This window comes from Ensifer oleiphilus (assembly GCF_013371465.1).
Lineage (GTDB): Bacteria > Pseudomonadota > Alphaproteobacteria > Rhizobiales > Rhizobiaceae > Ensifer > Ensifer oleiphilus.
The window spans coordinates 517,969-536,566 of the sequence record NZ_JABWDU010000002.1 but is presented as its reverse complement, the minus strand read 5'-3'; the positions used below and the strand labels follow the sequence as shown (position 1 = coordinate 536,566).

The following is an 18,598-nucleotide window of genomic DNA, read 5'->3' as shown; positions in this document are numbered from 1 at the left end:
CGGCCAGACCTTGCCGCTTCTGGGGACAACTGCCGGCTGATCGAAAAAACTGCCATCCTTTCAACGTCCGGTGTAGCCGGGCGTTGACGGACGCCGATCCTGTAGGCATCCTGCCGGCCAAAGAAGACAGGGCGGCGGAAAACGCTGCCGGGGCCGGAAAGCGGCCCGTCCACGGGAACAGTTGCATTCCACGGGGTGCGGGCACCGCCCGCCACCCGCACAGCATTTCATGCGCATTCGCAAGTCATTCAAGTCGATCGGTCAAGCTGCTCGGAGGGGACTGTGAAGAGACGTAGAGAGTTCTGCATGTCGGCCTGCCTGGGGCTGCTGCTGGGGTCGGCTGCTCCCGTTGCGGCGGCGGATCTGGTGATCGCCATGCCCAACTGGCCGTCCGGCCAGGCGACGGCCAACATTCTCAAGGTCAGTATCGCCAAGAAGTTCGGCCTTGATGCCGAGGTGAAGGAGTTGGGCACGCTCAACGCCTTTGTCGGTTTCGAGACCGGCGACGTCGATATCCAGCCCGAAGTCTGGCAGCCGAATTTCGGCGACATCGTCAAGAAATATGTGACCGACAAGGGTGTCGCAACGCTGAGCGCGCGTAGCGTGCCGGCCTGGCAGGGGCTCTGCGCCACGCCCGAAGCGGGCGCGACGATCAAGACGATCGCCGATCTCAGCGACCCCGAGAAGACCAAGATCCTCGACACCGACGGCGACGGCAAGGGCGAGCTGTGGATCGGCGCGCCGACCTGGCTTTCGACCGGCATCGAGCGGACCCGGGCCAACAGCTATGGCTATGGCGCCAACCTGACGCTGTACGAGGCGGAGGAAGAGGTGGCGATGGCGGGTGTCGACGCGGCGATCGCGACGGCGCGGCCGATGGTGTTTTATTGCTATGCGCCGCACCACGTCTTCGAGCTGCACAAGATCGCCCGCATCGAGGAGCCGCCGCACGATCCGGCCAAGTGGAAGATCGTCGGCGCCGACGATCCCCTATGGATCAGCAAATCCACGGCTGCGACCTCCTGGGACGCGGCGCATTTCCAGATCGCCTACGCCACGGGCTTCGGCAAGAAACATCCTGAGATCGCCAAGTTCTTGGATCAGGTCGATTTCTCGCCGGAGGAAGTGACGAAGATGAGCTACGCGCTGGAGGTCGAGCGTCAGGCGCCGGCCGACTACGCAAAGAAATGGGTTGACGATAACGCGGCACGCATCGACGGGTGGGCGAAACCATGAAGACGACAGCGGATCGAAACGCCTCCTCCTTCATGACGCGGACGCGCAAGCTCGGGCTGGTTATGCTGGCCGCGGGCCTGTGCTTCGGGCCGCCGGCAGCGCTGGCGCAGACCCAGATCTACGACGCCAGAACCAAGAAATGGGTCAATTACGACAAGAAGAAAGCCCGGCAGTATTTTGCCCGCAACAACCAGCTGCCCGAGGCCTTTCGCCGGCAGGTGGTACCGTTCCGCACGGCGGAAAAGCCGGGCACGATCATCATCGACGGCAACCAGCACTTTCTCTACCTCGTCCAGCCTGGCGGGCAGGCGATCCGTTACGGCATCGGCGTGGGGCGCGAGGGCTTCGGCTGGGCCGGCATTGTGCGCGTCGGCCGCACGGCAGAGTGGCCGACCTGGACGCCGCCGGCCGAAATGGTGGCCCGCGATCCGAACGCTGCGAAATGGGCAGCCGGCATGCCCGGTGGTCCCGACAACCCGCTCGGCGCGCGCGCTCTCTACCTCTATGAGGGCGACCAGGACACGATCTACCGCATTCACGGCACCGTGGAGCCCTGGACGATCGGTCTCGACGTGTCGTCCGGCTGCATCCGCATGAACAATGACGACGTCACCGACCTGCATTCGCGGGTCGCGGTGGGCGCAAAGGTGATCGTGCTGATGCAGGGGGCTGCGCTCTACAAGGGGGTTTGAAGCCGCAAGCAGGCGGCAGCGGACCGGACGGCATGCCGGGCAGGTGCGTCTCGCAGCCTTCATGAAAACCGGACTGTTCAGGACATTGCGTTGCGACAGGTGTCTGGTCTCAGCCGGCCTTTGGGACAAGGGCAGGTTGGGCAGCAAGCCACAGAATCTGGAAGGGGAGGATTTTTGGTGATCGAGGGGATGATGGGTTCAAAAAGCTGGATTTTGGCGGCGGGCATCGGCCTTGCCTTTCTCGGTGGCTGCCAGTCGTCGTCGCCACCGAAGCCAGAGGAAATGGCGCGCACGAGCCTGCAGACGGCACCGGCCGACCTGCAACTGATCTGCGCCAATGCGGCCGCGGGCACCGCCCAGGTCGACAGCAGCAAGGTTCTGCCGACAAGCTCGCGCCAGCTGGATGCAGCCTCCTACAGCGTCGATCTCGATGCCGGCGGCCGCAAGTTCAACTGCATCGTCGACAGCAACGGAAGCGTGAAGTCGGTCCAGCCGGCCGCCTGACTGACACGGCACTGAGAAAGACCTTCGCCAACGGGAGCAGGCATTGCCGCGGGGCCGATGCCGCATTGCCTGCGAAGCGGGTATTCTGATCTCGGAATCGAGAGGCAATCGTGATGAAGGAACGCCTCACCATCCTGAACTTGTATGAGTTGAAAGCTCCGCCCGATCACTTTGTGAGAGCCATCAACGCACTGGCGAGGAGGGTGAAAGCCGAAGGCGATCCCGGCGTCCTTTCCTACAGGTTTTTCGTAAACGCGTCGGAGGGTACGGCACGTGGAGTCATCAACTACAGCAACCCCGCCGCCTGGATCGGTCATCACGATATCGCCATGGGTTGGCCCGAAATGTCCGCGTTGCACGAGGTCGCCGCCCTTTCGGAAGTCGTCTTCCTTGGTCCCATGACAGGCGAAATCCAGGCCTGGATTGACAGTTCCACCTTGAGCGCCCGAATACGGTGCGGCTACGCATTCGCGGACGGATTCCAGAGGCCGGGCGATCCGTGGCATGAATAGTCCGGCATCTGCAGGTTGAACGCGACGTTTTTGACGTTCGGCGAAGTATAGCCTTTTCCGATGCCTGATCTTCGGCACCAAAACATGCTCTCACAGGTTTGGCAGGCAGGGGGAGGCGCTGTCTTTGGATGCGGCCGAGCCTGGTCAGTCACCGAGATTGAACAGCGCCGAGGGATCGGCGGTCACCGGCGGTGCCTGGAAGGTCAGCCGTACGGCGTCAAGGATAAGGAGAGGCGGTGCCATTTCGCCGGCGAGTCTGGTAATCCAATCTTGGAGTTCGCGCACCTTGTCGGTATCCTTCGCGGCAAGATCGATCGCCTCGGATGGGTCGGCTGAAAGGTCGAAGAGTTCGAGTTTCGGCGGCAGAGACGCCTTCCAGACGAGTTTCCAATTGTCCTTGCGGACCGCGCCCGCCAGCGGATCGACGTTGTAGACGAGTTCCTTGCGCGGCGAGGGTTGGCCTTCGCTGAGCGCTGGCCACAGGTTCATGCCGTCGAGTGGCTTGTTCTTGCCAAGCGCGGCGCCGGCGATGGCGACAAGCGTCGGGAACATGTCGACGACATGGACCATGCCCGCGACCTTCCCCGGCTTGATCCTGCCCGGCCAATTGGCAAGGGCCGCGACGCGGGTGCCCCCTTCGTAGAGCGTGCCTTTGCCGTCACGGTAGGGACCGTTATCCGCCGGCAACCCGCCGCCGACCTTGCTATCGCCGGCAAAGAGCGAGCTTCTGACGCCGCCGTTGTCGCTGTGGAAGACGATCAGCGTGTTGTCGCGCATGCCGCGCTTTTCCAGCGCCGCGACGACCTTGCCGATACCGTCGTCGAGAACGGAGATCATTGCCGCATAGGCGCGGCGATTTTCGTCGGCAATGTGCTTGTAGCGGTCAAGATAGTCCTCGGGCGCCTGAAACGGCGTATGCGGGGCGGTGAAGGCGAGGTAGAGGAAAAGGGGTGAGGCGGGATCGTGCCGTTCGACGACACGCGCGGCCTCGTCGCCGAAAAGGCTGTTGTCAAAACCGGTTTCCTCTAACGGAGCATTATCCCGATACCAGTCCTTCACGCCGTGCGAGGAATGCTTGAAGTGGTCGATCTCACCGACCAGGGCGCCGTAAAAGCTGTCGAAACCTCGCTGCTTCGGCCAGTAATCCACCTTGGCATGGCCGAGGTGCCACTTGCCGACGAGTGCGGTCTTGTAGCCGGCATCCTTCATGACCTCTGGCAGAAGAACCTCGTCGAGCGCCAGCCCGTAGGAGCCTGGTGATGGTATCACGCCGGTCTGCAGGCCATAGCGCAAGGGGTAGCGGCCGGTGAGAAAGGCGGCGCGTGTCGGCGTGCACATGGGTTGGGTATAGAATTCTTCGAACCGTGCGCCCGTCTCGGCGAGCTTGTCGAGGTTGGGCGTCTGGATGTCTGAACCATGGAAACCGACATCGGCCCAGCCGAGGTCGTCGGCGATGATGTAAACGATGTTCGGCGGCGTCATGCCATTCGCGAGGGCCTGCCCGGGGGCGGAGAGGGTGGCAAGGCTTGCCGGCACGGTCGCGGCAATGGCGATCGCTGCGCCGCTCAACAGCGTCTCGCGTCGCGTCAGGCCTTTCCTGGTCTTGTGAGCGTCGGTTGTGCCGGGCGTGGCGGCGCCAAGGGCAGCCGGGGCATCTGCGTGCCGCCTATCGGATAGAGACATTGCCATCCCCCGTAATTCTGCCGGCAGGGCACGAGCTTTTATTAGGTCGGTCTAATTTCTACATCTTCCGGTAACGCCGTCAATCGACGCTGACGTGAATGCCGAAAGGAGGTCGCATGCCGACGCGAGCGACACGACAAAAGTCAATGGCGAGAGATCTTTCCTGGCGCTGCATCCGGAGCGCAATGGAATACCTATGAAAATCAATTGATTACGCGGCAATCGCCGAACCGATCCAACGGGTGGGCCGGCTTTGCCAAAAGCCGCTTTGTGCCGCCTGTCGACAAAACAATATTGTGCGCCGCCAAATAGAAATGCTGCGATGCAAGAACTGCGTCTTGTATTGCTGTCTGTATTGATCTTTCAATTCATGTTGTTTTGTGCTCTCATAGGTTTAGTGGGAAGGAGGACGTGCAATGCCAAACATTCTGGAGCACTTTGCACTTTTCGACGCCTTGATCATTGGTGCGATCTGCACGCTTTTGATCCTGAGTTACTTTAGTCGCGAGGCCTGAAACAGGTTCCGGCTTGTGGCGCGCGCCTTGATCGCGTCGGGTAGCCGACCTTAGCGGCTTGCCGGCCTGCGCCGACTGCGCTGTTGCAGTGCGGCGCTTTCGACCGGTGGTTGCGGCCGTTTCGGGAGATGTTGGTTTCCCGTCTTCGTTCAGCAGCAGGCAGACGCCTCTACACGCAGGTCGGCTGAGCGGAGAGGACGAGGAATGAGGGGCGCCTTTCAGGGAGAAGGCCGGCCAGTCGTGGCGGTCACATGCAGCCAGCGGGTCGGCTCGTTGTCGTAGCCGCTGCCGTTGGCCTCTTCGATGATGATATCGGACCAACCCGCCCAGTCGAAGCAGGTCTGCAGCCAGGCGGCCGAGGGATAGTTGAAGTAGCGGCCGAAGCGGTCGTGGCCTTCGCGTTCTCCGGCCTTGAAGCTTGCCTGGATCAGGCCGCCCGGGCGTAACGACCTCAGAACGCGCACCAGCACATCGGGCAATTCGGGCCGCGGCACATGCAGAAGCGAGGCCTCCGCCCAGATGGCGTCGAACCTCTGGTTCCACTCTATCTCCTGGAAGGCGACGACCTCGACCTTGCGGCCGGTCCGTTGTTCTGCGGCGCGCGCCAGTTCCGCGGACCCGTCGCAGGGCGTGACGTCAAGCCCGGCCTCGATGAGATGCAGGCTGTCCTGGCCGCCGCCGCAGCCGAGATCGAGCACGGCGGCGCCAGGTGCCAGTCGGGCGATGAAGGCGGCGAGGCGTTCGGTCGGCGGTTGCCGGTCGCGCGCTGCATAGGTCTCGGCATTGTCGCGGTAAAAGGCCATGGTGTCGTTGCCGGTCGTCGTCACTTGGTATTCCCCTTGCGTGTGCGCTTCATCGCTTCATTTCCAAGCGTTTCATCATGAACAGCCACGTCGGACGTTTCGTGGAAATGCACTGCGAAGTGGCTGACATGCGGCGATGGGATTGCGCCAATGTTGCGCGCAGTCAATCTTCTGCCGAATGGCTGCCTTTTGCCGTGCGATACCCCCGCCGCGCTCGCTGCATTCGGGCGAGCGAAGCCGCCGGGGCGGTCGACGTTTCTGCGGTTTTCTGTCGGATCCGGGCTCTCTTCTACGTCCTTGGAACAGGACCAGACGATTGGATGGGAGACGAATCATGCTGGTTATTGCAGGCCATTACAACGTCCCGGCCGCGCGGCGTAAGGCGTTCGTCGATGCCTTTGCTGATCTGATCAGGCGTGCGCGTGCTCATCCAGGCTGCCTCGACCTGTCGATCAGCGAGGACCCCGTCGATCCAGCGCGTGTCAACATGATGGAGCTTTGGGAATCCGAAGCCGCCCTCAAGGCTTGGCGAAAGATCGCGAAGCCGCCGAAAACTGGTGTAAAATTCGATGCAGGGAATGTCCGCAAGCATGAGATCAGTCATTCGGGGCCGCCGTTCTGATCACGGATCGACGCTGCAATCGTATTGAAACGGAGGAACGCCGAGATGATGAAACTCTATGGACTGGGTCCGACACGCTCGCTTCGCGCGCTCTGGGCACTTCAGGAACTGGATGCGGACTTCGAGTTCGTGCCCGTCAACCTGCTGGGTGGCGAAAACCGTCACCCCGATTTCCTGCGTCTCAATCCCGCAGGCAAGGTTCCCGTCTTGGTCGACGGAGATCTGGTGCTGACGGAATCGGCCGCGATCGTGTTCTATCTGGCCGAAAAATACGGCACCCGGGGGTTGATGCCGGCCGATCTGTCCGAGCGAGCGCAGGCCTATCGCTGGTCGCTGTTTGCCGTCACCGAACTGGAGCAGCCGCTGTGGCGGATCTCCAAGCACAGCTTTCTCTACCCCGAAGACAAGCGCCTGCCCGAGGATATCCCTCTTGCCAGGGAGGACTTCGCGGCGATGGCTACGGTGCTCGAGCGCCACATGGACGGACGCACATTCATCGTCGGCGACCGCATCAGCGTTGCCGATTGCGTCACCGCCTATGTGATCGACTGGGCCAACGAGGTCGGGCTGATCGACGGTTGCCCCAATCTCAAGGCCTATCTCGAGCGGATGTATGCGCGCCCAAAGGCACCACCGCGGATCGCCGACGCACTTGCAAGCCTGGAGGCCACCGAATGATCAGCGGCGTTCGAAAGGGCACGCGGCCCAGGCTTGCCGAGGCCTGGTCCCGGTGCAGCGCTTCTCACCGTGCCAATCCGTGAACTTCGCGCCCTCGTTGCCGATGCGGTCGATGTTGGGCGTGCGATAGCCCATCATGCCGCGGTGGTGGATGCTCGGGTTGGAGCCAGCCGATATCGTGGCCCATGATCATGAGGATGGGCGCTTGCCGGCGCCGCTCTGACCGACGTGGTCGGCGCCAGAGCCTGCGCTCTGTTTTGGCGATGGACAAGCACGTAACGGTTACGCCGGTCCGCCGGACGGCGCGGATCCGTCCGGATGCGACCGGCCGTACGAGGTTGACGCAACGTCGCTTGGCTGACGCCGGGTGAGGGACGGCACGGTTCAGAAAATGGCGTGATTTAGGTCAACAACATTGACATAAATTAGCCGCCGTGATCCTGTCGAAGGACAAAGACATTGAATGCGGAACGCGAGCGCCGAAGACGCTGTCCGCTGCAAAAATCCTTGAGGAAACGACCCAATGCTCGACTGGGACCATATATTCGCGACGCGCTCCAGCCGGATGCGCGCCTCGGAAATCCGCGAACTGTTGAAACTGCTCGACCGCCCCGACATCATCTCGTTTGCCGGCGGCATTCCCGATCCCGAGCTGTTTCCCGACGTGGAGTTCAAGGACGCCTATGCGGAGATCTTCTCCGGCCCGGCCGTGAGCGCCGCCTTGCAGTATTCGGTCAGCGAAGGCTACAAGCCGCTGCGCGAGTGGCTTGCCAAGCAGATGGAAAAGATCGGCATTCCAGCCGGTGTCGACAACATCTTCATCACCTCCGGTTCGCAGCAGGGTCTCGACTATATCGGCAAGCTGTTCCTTTCGCCCAACGACACGGCGCTTGTGACCTGGCCGACCTATCTCGGCGCGCTGCAGGCATTCAACGCCTATGAGCCGCACTACGACCAGCTGAACCCCGGTGGCAACCGTACGCCGGCTGCCTATGCCGAGGCTGCAAAAGCCGCTGGCGGCCGCGTCAAGTTTGCCTATCTCTCGGCCGACTTCTCCAACCCGACGGGCGAGACGGTGGACTTGGCAGGGCGCGAGCGCGTGCTGGATCTCGCCGAAGAGCTCGATATCGCCGTCATCGAAGACGCGGCCTACCAGTCGCTGCGCTACGACGGCGAGGCGATCCCGCCGATCCTGGCCTTGGAAATCGCCCGCAAGGGCGACATCAACCATACGCGCACCGTCTATTGCGGTTCGTTCTCCAAGACGCTGGCGCCGGGCCTGCGCGTTGGCTGGGTCTGCGCCTCGGAAACGGTGATCCGCAAGCTCGTTCTCCTCAAGCAGGCGGCCGACCTGCATTCCTCGACCATCAACCAGATGGCGATCTGCACGGTTGCCGAGCGCGGCTTCGATGCCCAGGTCGCCAAGATCCACAGGGTCTACAAGCACCGCCGCAGCGCCATGCTGGCGGCCCTCGAGAAGTACATGCCCGCAGGCGTGACCTGGACCAAGCCCGAAGGCGGCATGTTCGTCTGGGTGACGCTGCCCAAGGGCATGGACGGCACCGCACTTCTGGCGAAATCGCTGGAGACAGCCAAGGTCGCCTTCGTGCCCGGCCGCGCCTTCTTTGCCGATGGTTCGGGCGAAAACACGCTGCGTCTCTCGTTCTCCTGCGCCAACGACAAGATGATCGAAGAGGGCATTCGCCGTCTCGGCGATCTCGTGCGCGGGGAAGCGGCGGCACTGGCGGCCTGATCGCTACTCCACCGGCTTTATAGAGAGGCGCGTCCGCGGAAACGGGCGCGCCTTTTTCGTTTTGCGGTGTTGCGGCTTGCTCGTTGCAGCCACGATGCGCTCTCGAACGCATTGCACCGGCGCGCCATGTCCGTTACAAGGGTCGAAATGGCCGGGCGCTGTCCGGCCACGTAAGCGTTAACGTCACTCAACGCGTATGATCGAACGGCTCAAGCGGCTTCGATCTGCGCGACTGTGTCCTGCGGATCGAGATTTGCGAGCCCCCAAAGGATACCGATGGATACGACCCAAACCTCTTCTCACAATGCAACGGCCCCGAAGATCGAGCGCGTGCGCCACGATCTCAAGCGGCGTTCGCTTGTTGTTACCGACGCCGAGCGGATTACGCCCGGCATGCTGCGCATCACGCTCTCGGGCGAGGACCTTGCCGACTTCGTCAGCCTTGGAGCCGATGATCACGTCAAGATCATCGTGCCGGCGGCCGACGGCACCGAGGAACGGCGGGACTATACGCCGCGCCGCTTCGACACTGCCGCGCGCACGCTGGTGATCGATTTCGCCCTGCACGAGGCCGGACCCATCACCCAATGGGCGATGAATGCCCGCCCGGGCGACGCCTTGACCATTGGCGGGCCCCGCGGTTCGGCCGTCATTTCCAATGTCGAGCGCTGGCTCCTGATCGGCGACGAAACGGCACTGCCGGCGATCGGCCGACGGATCGAGGAGGCAGCCGCCGGCGCCCGCATCACCAGCATTGCCGCGATCGCCGACGCCGCCGAGCACCAGGTGTTCGATACGACGGCAGAGCTCACATGCCACTGGGCCTATCGCCCGCTGCATCAGGCAACCGACGCTTCGGCGCTTCTGGCGGTCCTGCGCTCGGTTGCCATCGAGTCGAACACCTTCATCTGGGTTGCGGCCGAAGCCACGGTGACGCGGGCGATCCGCGCGCATCTGACCGAGGAACGCGGCTATCCGCTCTCCTGGATCAAGGCATCGGGATATTGGGTGAAGGGCAAGGCTGACAGCACCGAGAAGTTCGAATAGCCGGTGTAGCGGCATGGTGGCCGGCGTTCCGCAGGGCGCGCCACCGCCATTGCCGGCGGCCGTCGCGATCAGGTGGCGCTTGCGAGCCTGAGGCGAAGTTCGTCGAAATCCCGGACGAACCATATGGAATTGCCCTTGTTGGTTTCTCGCACAAAGTCGCGCAGCGCCTTGCTGCCTTCGAGCGCGGTCGAGATGTCGCCGATGATGGCGCATTTCATGCGGTAGTTGACGAACTTCTGGAAAACCTCGCCGGCGACGCGGGTGCTGAGATCGAGAAAATCCGGACCGAGGCGCGCGACCGGGATCGCCAGAAGCTCGGCGCCGTGGCTCCACGCATCACCAAGAAAATCGTTGGCGTCCGCTGGCACCTGAAGCGGCGCGCCTTCATCGGCGCATTGCAGGATGCGCGTGGATCCGATTTCGATGAGCTGTTCCATGGTATCGGGCATAGCGCGGGGGTCTGCAGGTTGCAAGAATTCATCATTGCCCGCCGCCGGCGTTGCTGACAGGAGGCTGCCAGGCCGACGCCGACGGCGGGCTTTCAGCGACGGCGATGGATCAGTTGTGCAAGCAGTGTCAGGACGGCAAAGGCCAGGATTGCGAAGACGCCAGGATAGAGCATGGCGAGCTCAGTGCCGGGCATGATTGCCGCAGTGACGACGGCAAGGCCGCAGGCGCCCCCGACCTGCAGGGAGCTGTTGAGCAGTCCGGCGGCAAGTCCCTGTTCCTCATCGGCAACGCCGCTGGTGCCGGCGACCATCAGTGCCGAGATGCTGAGCGCAAAGCCGATGCCCCAGAGCAGCGATGCGGGCAGCAAGACGGTCCACAGGTCGGGCGTCGGGCCGATCCTGAGCATCAGGAGATAACAGGGCACGAACGCTGCCAGCCCTGCCATCAACACGCGGCGGACGCCGAAACGGTTCATCAGGGCGCCCAGCTTCGGCCCGAGGATGACCACCATGAGACCGGCGGGCAGCAGCACCAATGCCATATGCAGCGGCTTCCAGCCCTGCAGGTTCTGCAGGTAGATCGCGATCAGGAACTGAAAGCCCATCGCGCCGCCATAGAGCAGGGCGGCACTGACATTGGCCGCCACAAGGCTGCGGTTGCGGAAGATGCCAAGACGGATCAGCGGCTGCTCGGCATGGCGTTCGATCAGCAGGAACGCGATGAGGAGCAAGGCGGATAGGGCAAACCCGCCGGTTGTGCGCCACGAGGTCCAGCCGGCATCGGCCGTCGAGGCAACCGTGAACACGAGCAGCAGCGTGCCGGCGACCAGGGTGGCGGCGCCGCCGACATCCAGCCGCACGCGCTCGGTTCGGGGCGCATCCGGTGGCAGGAAGCGCAGGGCAGCCAGCATCAACAGCACCGCGATTGGTGCGGGCAGTGCGAAGATATAGCGCCAGTCGAGCCCAGCAAGCAGGCCGCCAACGATGAGGCCGGAGGAGTATCCCGAGGCCTCGAAGAGGTTGAAGATGCCGAAGGCCTTGTTGCGCTGCGGGCCTTCCGGGAAGGTTGTGGCCAGCAGCGACATCGCCGCCGGTCCGGTGAAGCCCGCGGTCATGCCCTTGATGAAGCGCGAAACGATCAGCAGGATCGGATCGTTGGTGATCATGCCGAACACCGACACCACGGCAAAGACGCCGAGCCCGACGACCAGAACGCGCCTGCGGCCGAACAGGTCGGCACAGCGCCCGCCCAGAAGCAGGAAGCCGCCGAAGGCGAGGATATAAGCGCTGACCAGCCACTGCGCCGTGGCGGCGCTGATTGCGAACTCCTGCTGGATTTCGGGGATCGCCACGGCGATCATGGAAATATCCAGCCCGTCGAGCAGGATCACCCCGCTGACGATGAAGAGTGTACCCCAAAGGCGCGCCGGCCAATGGACCGCGTCGGTGCGTCCGGTCGCGGGGGTGCTGCCCCCTGATTGTTCGTCGCTCGGGGTCAAGCCAATTGACATAAGTTTGCTCCACGGAAGTTGAGGCGCCGCAACACGCAGATGTGCGGTCCCGATCGCCAGGATCGATCGATCATTGAATTACGGGTGGTCTCTGTTGATTGTTAAACGGCGCTTGAAGCTCCAGGCGCCGGATATGTTCCCGCACCGCCTATGGTGCGCCTGCGACGCAAGCGGTCGATACCGGTAATACCGCATGCGGGCGATGAGGCGGGTGATGAGATGATGTTGGCACCGGCGGTGTCGTCTTGGCACCCTTCAGCCAGAAGCCGTGCGGTTATGGCGAGAGGAGGGGCTCTGCCTCATAGGCCCGATGCAGCAGCCCCAGGAGCGCCGAGGGGTCACGCAGAGGTGTCGCATCGATCCGGTTGACGGCAATGCCCGGCGTCCACGAGTTCATCACCACGCCGGCAAGGCTCGCGAGGTTGGCAGGCCTGATCTCCTGCGTGCGCTGCACGACGCCGAGCCGTGCCAGTTGCCGCTGCAGGATGCCCATAGTGGTGCCGGTCAGCATCTCTGCTTCAGGCCAGACGACGGCATCGCCGTCCCAGAAGGCGAGGTTCCAGATCGAGGCTTCGCTGAGGCGGCCCCGCCGGTCGACGAAGGCGGCATCGTCAAACCCCTTAGCCACGGCCTGGCGCAGATAGTAGGTCTTGGCGACCTCGCCGACATGCTTGACGGTCGGCAGCGTGCGCTCGTGCTCGACGGTCAGGAGCGCCAGCGGACCGTTCGGACCTGAAGAGGCCGGCCCGGTGCTGACGAGCATATCGAGCCCGACATCCGGCCCGGCAACGGTGAATTCTCCCGCCGGCGAATAGACGGTCGCCATTAGCGAGCGGTCGGCCGGGGAGGTGGCGAGTGCTGCGCGCAGATGGGCGCGCAGCTGTTCGTCGGGCAGGGCCTTGCCGAACATTGCGATCGACGCACTGCGCAGACGGGCGAGATGCAGGTCGAGGCCGCGCACCTTGCCTGCGCGGACCTGCATGGCGGTGAAGTGGGCGTAGCCGGCAAAGGCGAGCGGCGAAAGTTCGTCGGCGCTCGCCGCGTGGCCGTTGCGTTGTGCGACTGAAGAAGTTGGGCCGGCAGACATGATGTTGCTCCAGGGATCCGGTTTGCGATGGGGCGACTGCCGCATCTCTCACCCTGATCATCGGCCATTGATCGACCAATGAAAAACAAGTAGTTCTCGAGAGATCATTAAACGTGGTTTGAAGATCCATGAGCCGTATGCTGCCAGGAACCCGCGCACTCAGAACCTTCGAGGCCGCCGGTCGGCACCTGAATTTCACCCGTGCCGCCGACGAGGTGGGGCTGACGCCGGCGGCGGTCAGCTACCAGATCAAGGAAATCGAGGACCAGCTCGGTCTCGTGCTGTTCACCCGCACCAGCCGCAGCATCCAGCTGACACCGGCCGGCGGCGTGATGTTCGAGGCGGCGGTCCAGGCGCTGGAGACGCTGCAGCGCGCTGTTGGCCGGGCGCGCCGGATGGAGCGCGGTGCCCGGCAGCTGCGCGTGTCGCTCAGCCCGCGTTTTGCCACCAACTGGCTGTTGCCGCGGTTGCCGCAATTCCGCACTGCCAATCCGAGCATCGAGCTTACCTTCGACATCACCGACGAGATCAGGGATTTCGACGCCGACGATGTCGATATCGCCATACGCTTCGGTTCCGGCCGATATCGACAGACGCGGTCCGAGCGCCTGTTCGAAGCGGTGATTGCGCCGGTCTCAAGCCCGAAGCTGATCGCGGCCGGTGCAAGACCGAAGACGCCGCGCGATCTCTTCGGCCAGACGCTGTGTCATGTCGAGTGCACCACCGAAGGCATGCTCTGGCCCAACTGGCGGATGTGGATGGGGGCAGCCGGGATAGATGATTTCGACGACAGCCGATGCGTTGCTTTCACCGACACCAGCCATGTGGTCGAGGCCGTCATCGCTGGCGGCGCGATCGGTCTCGTCGATCTCGCGATGATCCGCAACGAGCTGTCCGAGGGGCGGCTTGTGCAACTGTTCGACGTCGGCGTCAGCGTCGCCGGAGACTACGCCTATCACCTCGTCTATCCCGAAAGCTCTGCCCAGGATCCCCGTGTTCTAGCCTTTTGCGACTGGATGATGGGCGAGTTGGTGCCGGAGGAACAGTCGGTGGCAACGACGTCCGTGGCCTCGGGCTGACCTGTTGTCGAGGCAGGGCATTTGGGCGAAAGGTTCTGCTCGTTGTGCGAGCTGCAAATGAAAAGCGCCGCGTCTCGAAGAGAGGCGCGGCGCGAACCAAAGGCCAAAAAGGCTTTCGGCGGGGCAGGATTAGAACTTCACGCCGATACCGAAGGTAACCTGGTGCTGGTCGAGGTCGACCTTGACGTCTTCGATCGTCTTGCTGCCGAAATCGTTGAAGCGGTATTCGGCGCGGGCGAAGATGTTGTTGGTGAAGGCGTAGTCAACGCCAGCGCCAACAGTGTAGCCGCTGAAGGTACGGTCGACGTCGCCGATACCTGGGACTTCGACGTAGCCGCTCGTCGCGGTCCAGCCGGCGGTGGTGTAGATGAGCGCGTTGTCTAGGGTGTAACCGGCGCGGGCGCGAACAGAGCCTGCGAGGTCGGTGCCGACCTTCACGTCGGTGCCGAAGATGTCGTACTTGTTGTCGTTCCAGTTGTAGGTCAGATCGCCTTCAGCGCCGATGACCCAATCGCCGAACTGGTAGTTGTAGCCGACGAAGCCCGAGATCAGGCCGCCGTTGAAGTCTTCGCTGATGCTGTCGCCGGGAACGCTGAACTTGCCGTCCAGCCAGCCGCCGCCGCCCTGAACGCCGAGGTAGCCGCCGGTCCAGGTGAACGCCTCGACTGCCTGCGCTTCCGGAGCGGGCGCGATGTCCGCAACGGCGTCGGCTGCGACGGCCGGGGCTGCGAGCGCTGCCAGGATGGCGGCTGAAAGGATAAGCTTATGCGACATTTCAATGCTCCGTAGAATTTGGCACCACTTAATGGGGTGCCTGCTTCTAGCAAGCAGTGATCAGGGTTGCTGTCACAAATATGCCACAGTATGCAACTTCAAGTTATGTGAGCTTTCTCCTTCGACGGTCCGTGTCGATAAGGCTTTGTATCTACATGTGTTTTAATCTATTATAATTGCTTCATATTTGTCGATTTCCGGCGTGCGGCAAAATCTCACATTGCTCGCCTGAGCTTACTGGTGGTTGTGGTCGGCGTCCCCGTGGAATCGCGGATTTCCCGGGCTGGTCGAGGTGGCGCGACCGCCCGCTGGATCAGGCTTTGTTGCCGGCAAGATCGAGCCTGAGCACGGTTTCTCCACCGATCATCTTGCCCGTCTCGCGAAAGCCGAAGCGCTGATAGAGCGCGTGGGCGCGGGTGTTGTCCGGGTAGACTCCGAGATAGATCGCGTCGCACCCGGGAATGGTCGCCATCGTCTCGATCAAAGCAGCAAGCGCCTGGCCGCCAAACCCCTTGCCCTGGTGGCTGATGTCGATCATCAGACGGTAGATCCAGTGGTTGCCGTCGTCAGCGTCGAGCGCGTACATGGCAAAACCGACAGGCTGGCCCTCGGCCATGACGGCAAAGCCGACGCATTCCGGGCGTTCGGCCAGTTCTTCCAGTGATTCGTCGTTGCTGGCGATGAAATCCGTCTGGCTTTCATCAACCGCCAGATTGCGGATGGCATCGGCTTCTACGGCCTCGGCCGGCAGCAGGGATATCGGCATTCACGTGCTCAAGTTTGAAACCCTGACCACGCGTCAGGGCGGTTGGAAAACGACGGCTGAGAGGTCGCGCATCCGGATTGCCGCAGCATTGCGGGCGGAAAGGCAGGGCGGAAATTCACAGGGGCGCACGCCGGTAATGTCACCGGCGGCGCACGGTATGTGTGATCGAACTGATCTCTACCCCAATGGGGAACAGCGACAGGAGGGCGCGGAGGCGCCGCCTTCGGCGGGCTTTGACTGGCCTTGCCCTTGAGCCCCCGCAGAGCAACCGCGATCAGCGGCCGACGCGGGCCTGCAGGTGGGCGGGATAGCGATCGCCCTCGATAGTGACCTCGGCAAGCGCACTGTTGATTTCGCCGAGATCGGCTGATGTCAGCCGCACGGCCGTAGCGCCGATGTTTTCCTCAAGCCGGTTCAGCTTGGTGGTGCCGGGGATCGGCACGATCCAGGGCTTTTGCGCCAGCAGCCAGGCGAGCGCGACCTTGGCCGGCGTTGCCTCCTTGCGGGCTGCGATCTGGCCGACGAGGTCGACGAGCGTCTGGTTGGCCTTGCGCGCTTCGGGCGAAAACCGCGGCACGACATTGCGGAAATCCTTTGTGTCGAAGGCGGTCTCGGCGTTGATCGCGCCGGTGAGGAAGCCCTTGCCGAGCGGGCTGAAGGGCACGAACCCGATGCCGAGTTCTTCGAGCAGCGGCAGGATCTCGGCCTCCGGCTCGCGCCACCACAGCGAATATTCGCTCTGGAGTGCTGCGACCGGCTGTTCCGCATGCGCCTTTCGGATCGTCTGCGGGCCCGCCTCCGACAGGCCGAAATGCCTGACCTTGCCCTCGCCGATCAGCCGCTGCACCGTGCCGGCGACGTCCTCGATCGGCACGTTGGGGTCGACGCGATGCTGGTAGAACAGGTCGATCACATCGGTCTTCAGGCGTTTCAGGGCCGCATCGGCGACCCTGCGGATCTGCTCGGGCCGGCTGTTCATGCCGCTTTGCCCGCCTTGCGCATCGAAGTCGAAGCCGAACTTGGTGGCGATCACCACCCTGTCGCGGATGGGGCCGAGCGCCTCGCCGAGAAGCTCTTCGTTCCGGTAGGGGCCATAGGCTTCGGCGGTGTCGAAAAAGGTGACACCGCGCTCGAAGGCGGTGCGGATCAGGGTGATGGCCGCCTGCTTTTCGGTTGCCGGACCGTAGCCGTAGCTGAGGCCCATGCAGCCAAGGCCGAGGGCCGAGACTTCAAGGCCGCTTTTGCCGAGTGTGCGCTTTTCCATGGGGCTGTTCCTTGTGTCGAATGGCGATGTTTCAGGGATAGAGATGGGTTTCAGGGAAAGGGGAGTGTGCACGCGGCCGTGCGTGCGAGCGCGCCGCACCGTCTGGCGATCATTCCGCCTTGATTTCAGCACCGTAATCCGCATCGTCGACCTTCTCCATCCAGTCGACGACCTTGCCGTCGAGCGCTTCAGCGATGGCGATATGGGTCATGGCGGCGGTCGGCGAAGCGCCGTGCCAGTGTTTCTCACCCGGGTCGAACCAGATGATGTCGCCGGGGCGGATTTCCTCGACCGGGCCGCCTTCACGCTGGGCACGGCCAAGGCCGGAAAGAACGATGAGCGTCTGGCCGAGCGGGTGCGTGTGCCAGGCGGTGCGCGCGCCAGGCTCGAAGGTGACGGTGGCACCACCGACGCGCGCCGGGGCTGCCGCGTTGAAGGGGGCGTCGATGCGCACCGTGCCGGTGAAATAATCCGATGGTCCCTTGGCCGAGGCTGCAAAGCCGCTGCGTTTGATTTTCATGGCGTCGATCCTTTGCAAATGACGGCGTGGCCCGTGTTGGGCCTGATGCGGGGCCTGAGGTGGTTGCGTCCTGTCAGGCAATTTAAGGCGTGAGATTGATCAGAATTAGATGGTAAATCTTGCAAGGGCTTATGAGGGAAATTCATCAATGCCGCGTCAGCCGATCAACGATCTCATCGCCTTCCTTGCTGTCGCACGGGAACGCAGCTTTACCAAGGCGGCAGCGCAGCTCGGGGTCTCGCAATCGGCACTGAGCCACACGATCCGCGGGCTCGAGGCGCGGCTGGGCTTGCGGCTTTTGACGCGCACGACCCGCAGCGTGTCGACGACGGAGGCCGGCGAGCGGCTGCTGGTGTCGATCGGCCCGCGGCTCGACGAGATCGACCGGGAGCTTGCGGCTCTCACCGAATTTCGCGACAAGCCGGCGGGCACGATCCGCATCACCGCCGGCGAGGATGCGGCCGAACGTATCCTCTGGCCGGCCTTGCAGCGGCTCTTGCCCGATTACCCGGATGTTCATGTCGAGGTGATCGTCGATTATGGCCTCACCGATATCGTTTCCGAGCGCTACGATGCCGGCGTGCGGCTCGGCGAGCAGGTGGGCAAAGACATGATCGCCGTGCGTATCGGCCCCGAGATGCGCATGGCGGTGGTCGGCGCCCCCGGCTATTTCGCCACGCGAAAACTGCCGCTGACGCCGCAGGAGCTGACGGAGCACAATTGCATCAACCTGCGCTTGCCGACCCACGGCGGCATCTATGCCTGGGAATTTGAGAAAGATGGCCGCGAGGTGAAGGTGCGTGTCGAAGGCCAGCTCGTCTTCAACAACATCGCGCTCCGGCTGAACGCGGCGCTCGGCGGGCTCGGGCTCGCCTGTCTGCCCGAGGATGCCGTGGCGGCCGATCTTGCTTCGGGCCGGCTGGTGCAGGTCCTGGCCGATTGGTGTCCGCTTTTTGCCGGCTACCATCTCTACTATCCAAGCCGCCGCCAGACCTCGCCGGCTTTCGCGCTGGTTGCTGATGCGCTCCGGTATCGTGGTCCGCGTTAGGGGGACATCGTATCAGGCGTCGTTGCTCGGCCCCGTTTGATGGAAAAGGCAAAGG

Annotated in this window: 19 protein-coding genes; 10 read left to right on the top strand and 9 right to left on the bottom strand. The window is 63.1% G+C overall.

The window, feature by feature from the left end:
- Window positions 1–282: 282 nt before the first annotated feature.
- From HT585_RS09335 to HT585_RS09320, 4 genes are all read left to right on the top strand, one after another.
- Window positions 283–1,236 (top strand): glycine betaine ABC transporter substrate-binding protein, encoded by a 954-nt coding sequence (locus HT585_RS09335; RefSeq protein ID WP_176352642.1) that lies wholly within the window; start codon window positions 283–285, stop codon window positions 1,234–1,236.
- A 32-nt stretch (window positions 1,237–1,268) separates the two neighbouring features.
- A complete protein-coding gene (locus HT585_RS09330) occupies window positions 1,269–1,928 on the top strand; it encodes a L,D-transpeptidase (RefSeq protein ID WP_425513734.1) in 660 nt (219 codons plus the stop codon).
- A 189-nt stretch (window positions 1,929–2,117) separates the two neighbouring features.
- Window positions 2,118–2,432 (top strand): hypothetical protein, encoded by a 315-nt coding sequence (locus HT585_RS09325; protein ID WP_343213951.1) that lies wholly within the window; start codon window positions 2,118–2,120, stop codon window positions 2,430–2,432.
- A gap of 113 nt (window positions 2,433–2,545) precedes the next feature.
- Window positions 2,546–2,944: a hypothetical protein gene (locus HT585_RS09320; RefSeq protein ID WP_176352640.1), complete on the top strand. Its 399-nt coding sequence runs from the start codon at window positions 2,546–2,548 to the stop codon at window positions 2,942–2,944.
- 144 nt (window positions 2,945–3,088) lie between these two features.
- Here HT585_RS09320 and HT585_RS09315 read toward each other — a convergent pair whose 3' ends face one another.
- A complete protein-coding gene (locus tag HT585_RS09315) occupies window positions 3,089–4,627 on the bottom strand; it encodes an arylsulfatase B (protein WP_176352639.1) in 1,539 nt (512 codons plus the stop codon).
- A 733-nt stretch (window positions 4,628–5,360) separates the two neighbouring features.
- A complete protein-coding gene (locus tag HT585_RS09310) occupies window positions 5,361–5,945 on the bottom strand; it encodes a class I SAM-dependent methyltransferase (RefSeq protein ID WP_176353251.1) in 585 nt (194 codons plus the stop codon).
- 334 nt (window positions 5,946–6,279) lie between these two features.
- Here HT585_RS09310 and HT585_RS09305 point away from each other — a divergent pair, with 334 nt between their 5' ends.
- The 4 genes from HT585_RS09305 to HT585_RS09290 all read left to right on the top strand — a co-directional run bounded on the left by HT585_RS09305 (window position 6,280) and on the right by HT585_RS09290 (window position 10,045).
- Entirely contained in the window at window positions 6,280–6,567 is a 288-nt protein-coding gene (locus tag HT585_RS09305) for a putative quinol monooxygenase (protein WP_176352638.1), read from the top strand.
- A 45-nt stretch (window positions 6,568–6,612) separates the two neighbouring features.
- Window positions 6,613–7,245 carry a glutathione S-transferase family protein gene (locus HT585_RS09300; RefSeq protein WP_176352637.1) on the top strand — a complete coding sequence of 211 codons (633 nt, stop codon included), beginning with the start codon at window positions 6,613–6,615 and terminating at the stop codon, window positions 7,243–7,245.
- 523 nt (window positions 7,246–7,768) lie between these two features.
- On the top strand, window positions 7,769–8,998 hold the full coding sequence (locus tag HT585_RS09295; protein ID WP_176352636.1) for an aminotransferase-like domain-containing protein: 1,230 nt from the start codon (window positions 7,769–7,771) through the stop codon (window positions 8,996–8,998).
- A gap of 276 nt (window positions 8,999–9,274) precedes the next feature.
- On the top strand, window positions 9,275–10,045 hold the full coding sequence (locus HT585_RS09290) for a siderophore-interacting protein (RefSeq protein WP_176352635.1): 771 nt from the start codon (window positions 9,275–9,277) through the stop codon (window positions 10,043–10,045).
- 68 nt (window positions 10,046–10,113) lie between these two features.
- Here the strand turns inward: HT585_RS09290 and HT585_RS09285 are convergent, their stop codons facing one another.
- The 3 genes from HT585_RS09285 to HT585_RS09275 form a co-directional block, all read right to left on the bottom strand.
- Window positions 10,114–10,494 carry a DUF4180 domain-containing protein gene (locus tag HT585_RS09285; protein ID WP_246707613.1) on the bottom strand — a complete coding sequence of 127 codons (381 nt, stop codon included), beginning with the start codon at window positions 10,492–10,494 and terminating at the stop codon, window positions 10,114–10,116.
- Between the two features lie 92 nt (window positions 10,495–10,586).
- Window positions 10,587–12,005 (bottom strand): MFS transporter, encoded by a 1,419-nt coding sequence (locus tag HT585_RS09280; RefSeq protein ID WP_176352634.1) that lies wholly within the window; start codon window positions 12,003–12,005, stop codon window positions 10,587–10,589.
- 274 nt (window positions 12,006–12,279) lie between these two features.
- On the bottom strand, window positions 12,280–13,092 hold the full coding sequence (locus HT585_RS09275; RefSeq protein WP_210270362.1) for an aminotransferase class IV family protein: 813 nt from the start codon (window positions 13,090–13,092) through the stop codon (window positions 12,280–12,282).
- A gap of 128 nt (window positions 13,093–13,220) precedes the next feature.
- Between HT585_RS09275 and HT585_RS09270 the strand changes: the two genes are divergently transcribed.
- Complete coding sequence (locus tag HT585_RS09270; protein WP_176352632.1) at window positions 13,221–14,171, top strand: LysR substrate-binding domain-containing protein; 951 nt, start codon at window positions 13,221–13,223, stop codon at window positions 14,169–14,171.
- Between the two features lie 129 nt (window positions 14,172–14,300).
- Here the strand turns inward: HT585_RS09270 and HT585_RS09265 are convergent, their stop codons facing one another.
- The 4 genes from HT585_RS09265 to HT585_RS09250 all read right to left on the bottom strand — a co-directional run bounded on the left by HT585_RS09265 (window position 14,301) and on the right by HT585_RS09250 (window position 17,495).
- Complete coding sequence (locus HT585_RS09265) at window positions 14,301–14,945, bottom strand: outer membrane protein (RefSeq protein WP_176352631.1); 645 nt, start codon at window positions 14,943–14,945, stop codon at window positions 14,301–14,303.
- A 313-nt stretch (window positions 14,946–15,258) separates the two neighbouring features.
- Complete coding sequence (locus HT585_RS09260) at window positions 15,259–15,711, bottom strand: GNAT family N-acetyltransferase (RefSeq protein WP_176352630.1); 453 nt, start codon at window positions 15,709–15,711, stop codon at window positions 15,259–15,261.
- Between the two features lie 274 nt (window positions 15,712–15,985).
- On the bottom strand, window positions 15,986–16,975 hold the full coding sequence (locus HT585_RS09255) for an aldo/keto reductase (RefSeq protein WP_176352629.1): 990 nt from the start codon (window positions 16,973–16,975) through the stop codon (window positions 15,986–15,988).
- 109 nt (window positions 16,976–17,084) lie between these two features.
- Window positions 17,085–17,495, bottom strand: coding sequence for a (R)-mandelonitrile lyase (locus tag HT585_RS09250; protein ID WP_176352628.1), 411 nt, complete (start codon window positions 17,493–17,495; stop codon window positions 17,085–17,087).
- A gap of 148 nt (window positions 17,496–17,643) precedes the next feature.
- On the opposite strand from HT585_RS09250, the gene HT585_RS09245 reads away from it, so the two are divergent.
- Complete coding sequence (locus HT585_RS09245) at window positions 17,644–18,543, top strand: LysR family transcriptional regulator (RefSeq protein ID WP_176352627.1); 900 nt, start codon at window positions 17,644–17,646, stop codon at window positions 18,541–18,543.
- Window positions 18,544–18,598: the final 55 nt, after the last annotated feature.

What these genes read in the sequence shown, in the direction of transcription:
- HT585_RS09250 (WP_176352628.1), bottom strand. Translation starts at nt 17,495, where the DNA reads ATGAAAATCAAACGCAGCGGCTTTGCAGCCTCGGCCAAGGGACCATCG.
- HT585_RS09265 (WP_176352631.1), bottom strand. Translation starts at nt 14,945, where the DNA reads ATGTCGCATAAGCTTATCCTTTCAGCCGCCATCCTGGCAGCGCTCGCA.
- HT585_RS09285 (WP_246707613.1), bottom strand. Translation starts at nt 10,494, where the DNA reads ATGCCCGATACCATGGAACAGCTCATCGAAATCGGATCCACGCGCATC.
- HT585_RS09320 (WP_176352640.1), top strand. Translation starts at nt 2,546, where the DNA reads ATGAAGGAACGCCTCACCATCCTGAACTTGTATGAGTTGAAAGCTCCG.
- HT585_RS09290 (WP_176352635.1), top strand. Translation starts at nt 9,275, where the DNA reads ATGGATACGACCCAAACCTCTTCTCACAATGCAACGGCCCCGAAGATC.
- HT585_RS09280 (WP_176352634.1), bottom strand. Translation starts at nt 12,005, where the DNA reads ATGTCAATTGGCTTGACCCCGAGCGACGAACAATCAGGGGGCAGCACC.
- HT585_RS09245 (WP_176352627.1), top strand. Translation starts at nt 17,644, where the DNA reads ATGCCGCGTCAGCCGATCAACGATCTCATCGCCTTCCTTGCTGTCGCA.
- HT585_RS09315 (WP_176352639.1), bottom strand. Translation starts at nt 4,627, where the DNA reads ATGTCTCTATCCGATAGGCGGCACGCAGATGCCCCGGCTGCCCTTGGC.
- HT585_RS09260 (WP_176352630.1), bottom strand. Translation starts at nt 15,711, where the DNA reads ATGCCGATATCCCTGCTGCCGGCCGAGGCCGTAGAAGCCGATGCCATC.
- HT585_RS09325 (WP_343213951.1), top strand. Translation starts at nt 2,118, where the DNA reads ATGATGGGTTCAAAAAGCTGGATTTTGGCGGCGGGCATCGGCCTTGCC.
- HT585_RS09270 (WP_176352632.1), top strand. Translation starts at nt 13,221, where the DNA reads ATGAGCCGTATGCTGCCAGGAACCCGCGCACTCAGAACCTTCGAGGCC.
- HT585_RS09295 (WP_176352636.1), top strand. Translation starts at nt 7,769, where the DNA reads ATGCTCGACTGGGACCATATATTCGCGACGCGCTCCAGCCGGATGCGC.
- HT585_RS09275 (WP_210270362.1), bottom strand. Translation starts at nt 13,092, where the DNA reads ATGTCTGCCGGCCCAACTTCTTCAGTCGCACAACGCAACGGCCACGCG.
- HT585_RS09310 (WP_176353251.1), bottom strand. Translation starts at nt 5,945, where the DNA reads ATGGCCTTTTACCGCGACAATGCCGAGACCTATGCAGCGCGCGACCGG.
- HT585_RS09300 (WP_176352637.1), top strand. Translation starts at nt 6,613, where the DNA reads ATGATGAAACTCTATGGACTGGGTCCGACACGCTCGCTTCGCGCGCTC.
- HT585_RS09330 (WP_425513734.1), top strand. Translation starts at nt 1,269, where the DNA reads ATGACGCGGACGCGCAAGCTCGGGCTGGTTATGCTGGCCGCGGGCCTG.
- HT585_RS09305 (WP_176352638.1), top strand. Translation starts at nt 6,280, where the DNA reads ATGCTGGTTATTGCAGGCCATTACAACGTCCCGGCCGCGCGGCGTAAG.
- HT585_RS09255 (WP_176352629.1), bottom strand. Translation starts at nt 16,975, where the DNA reads ATGGAAAAGCGCACACTCGGCAAAAGCGGCCTTGAAGTCTCGGCCCTC.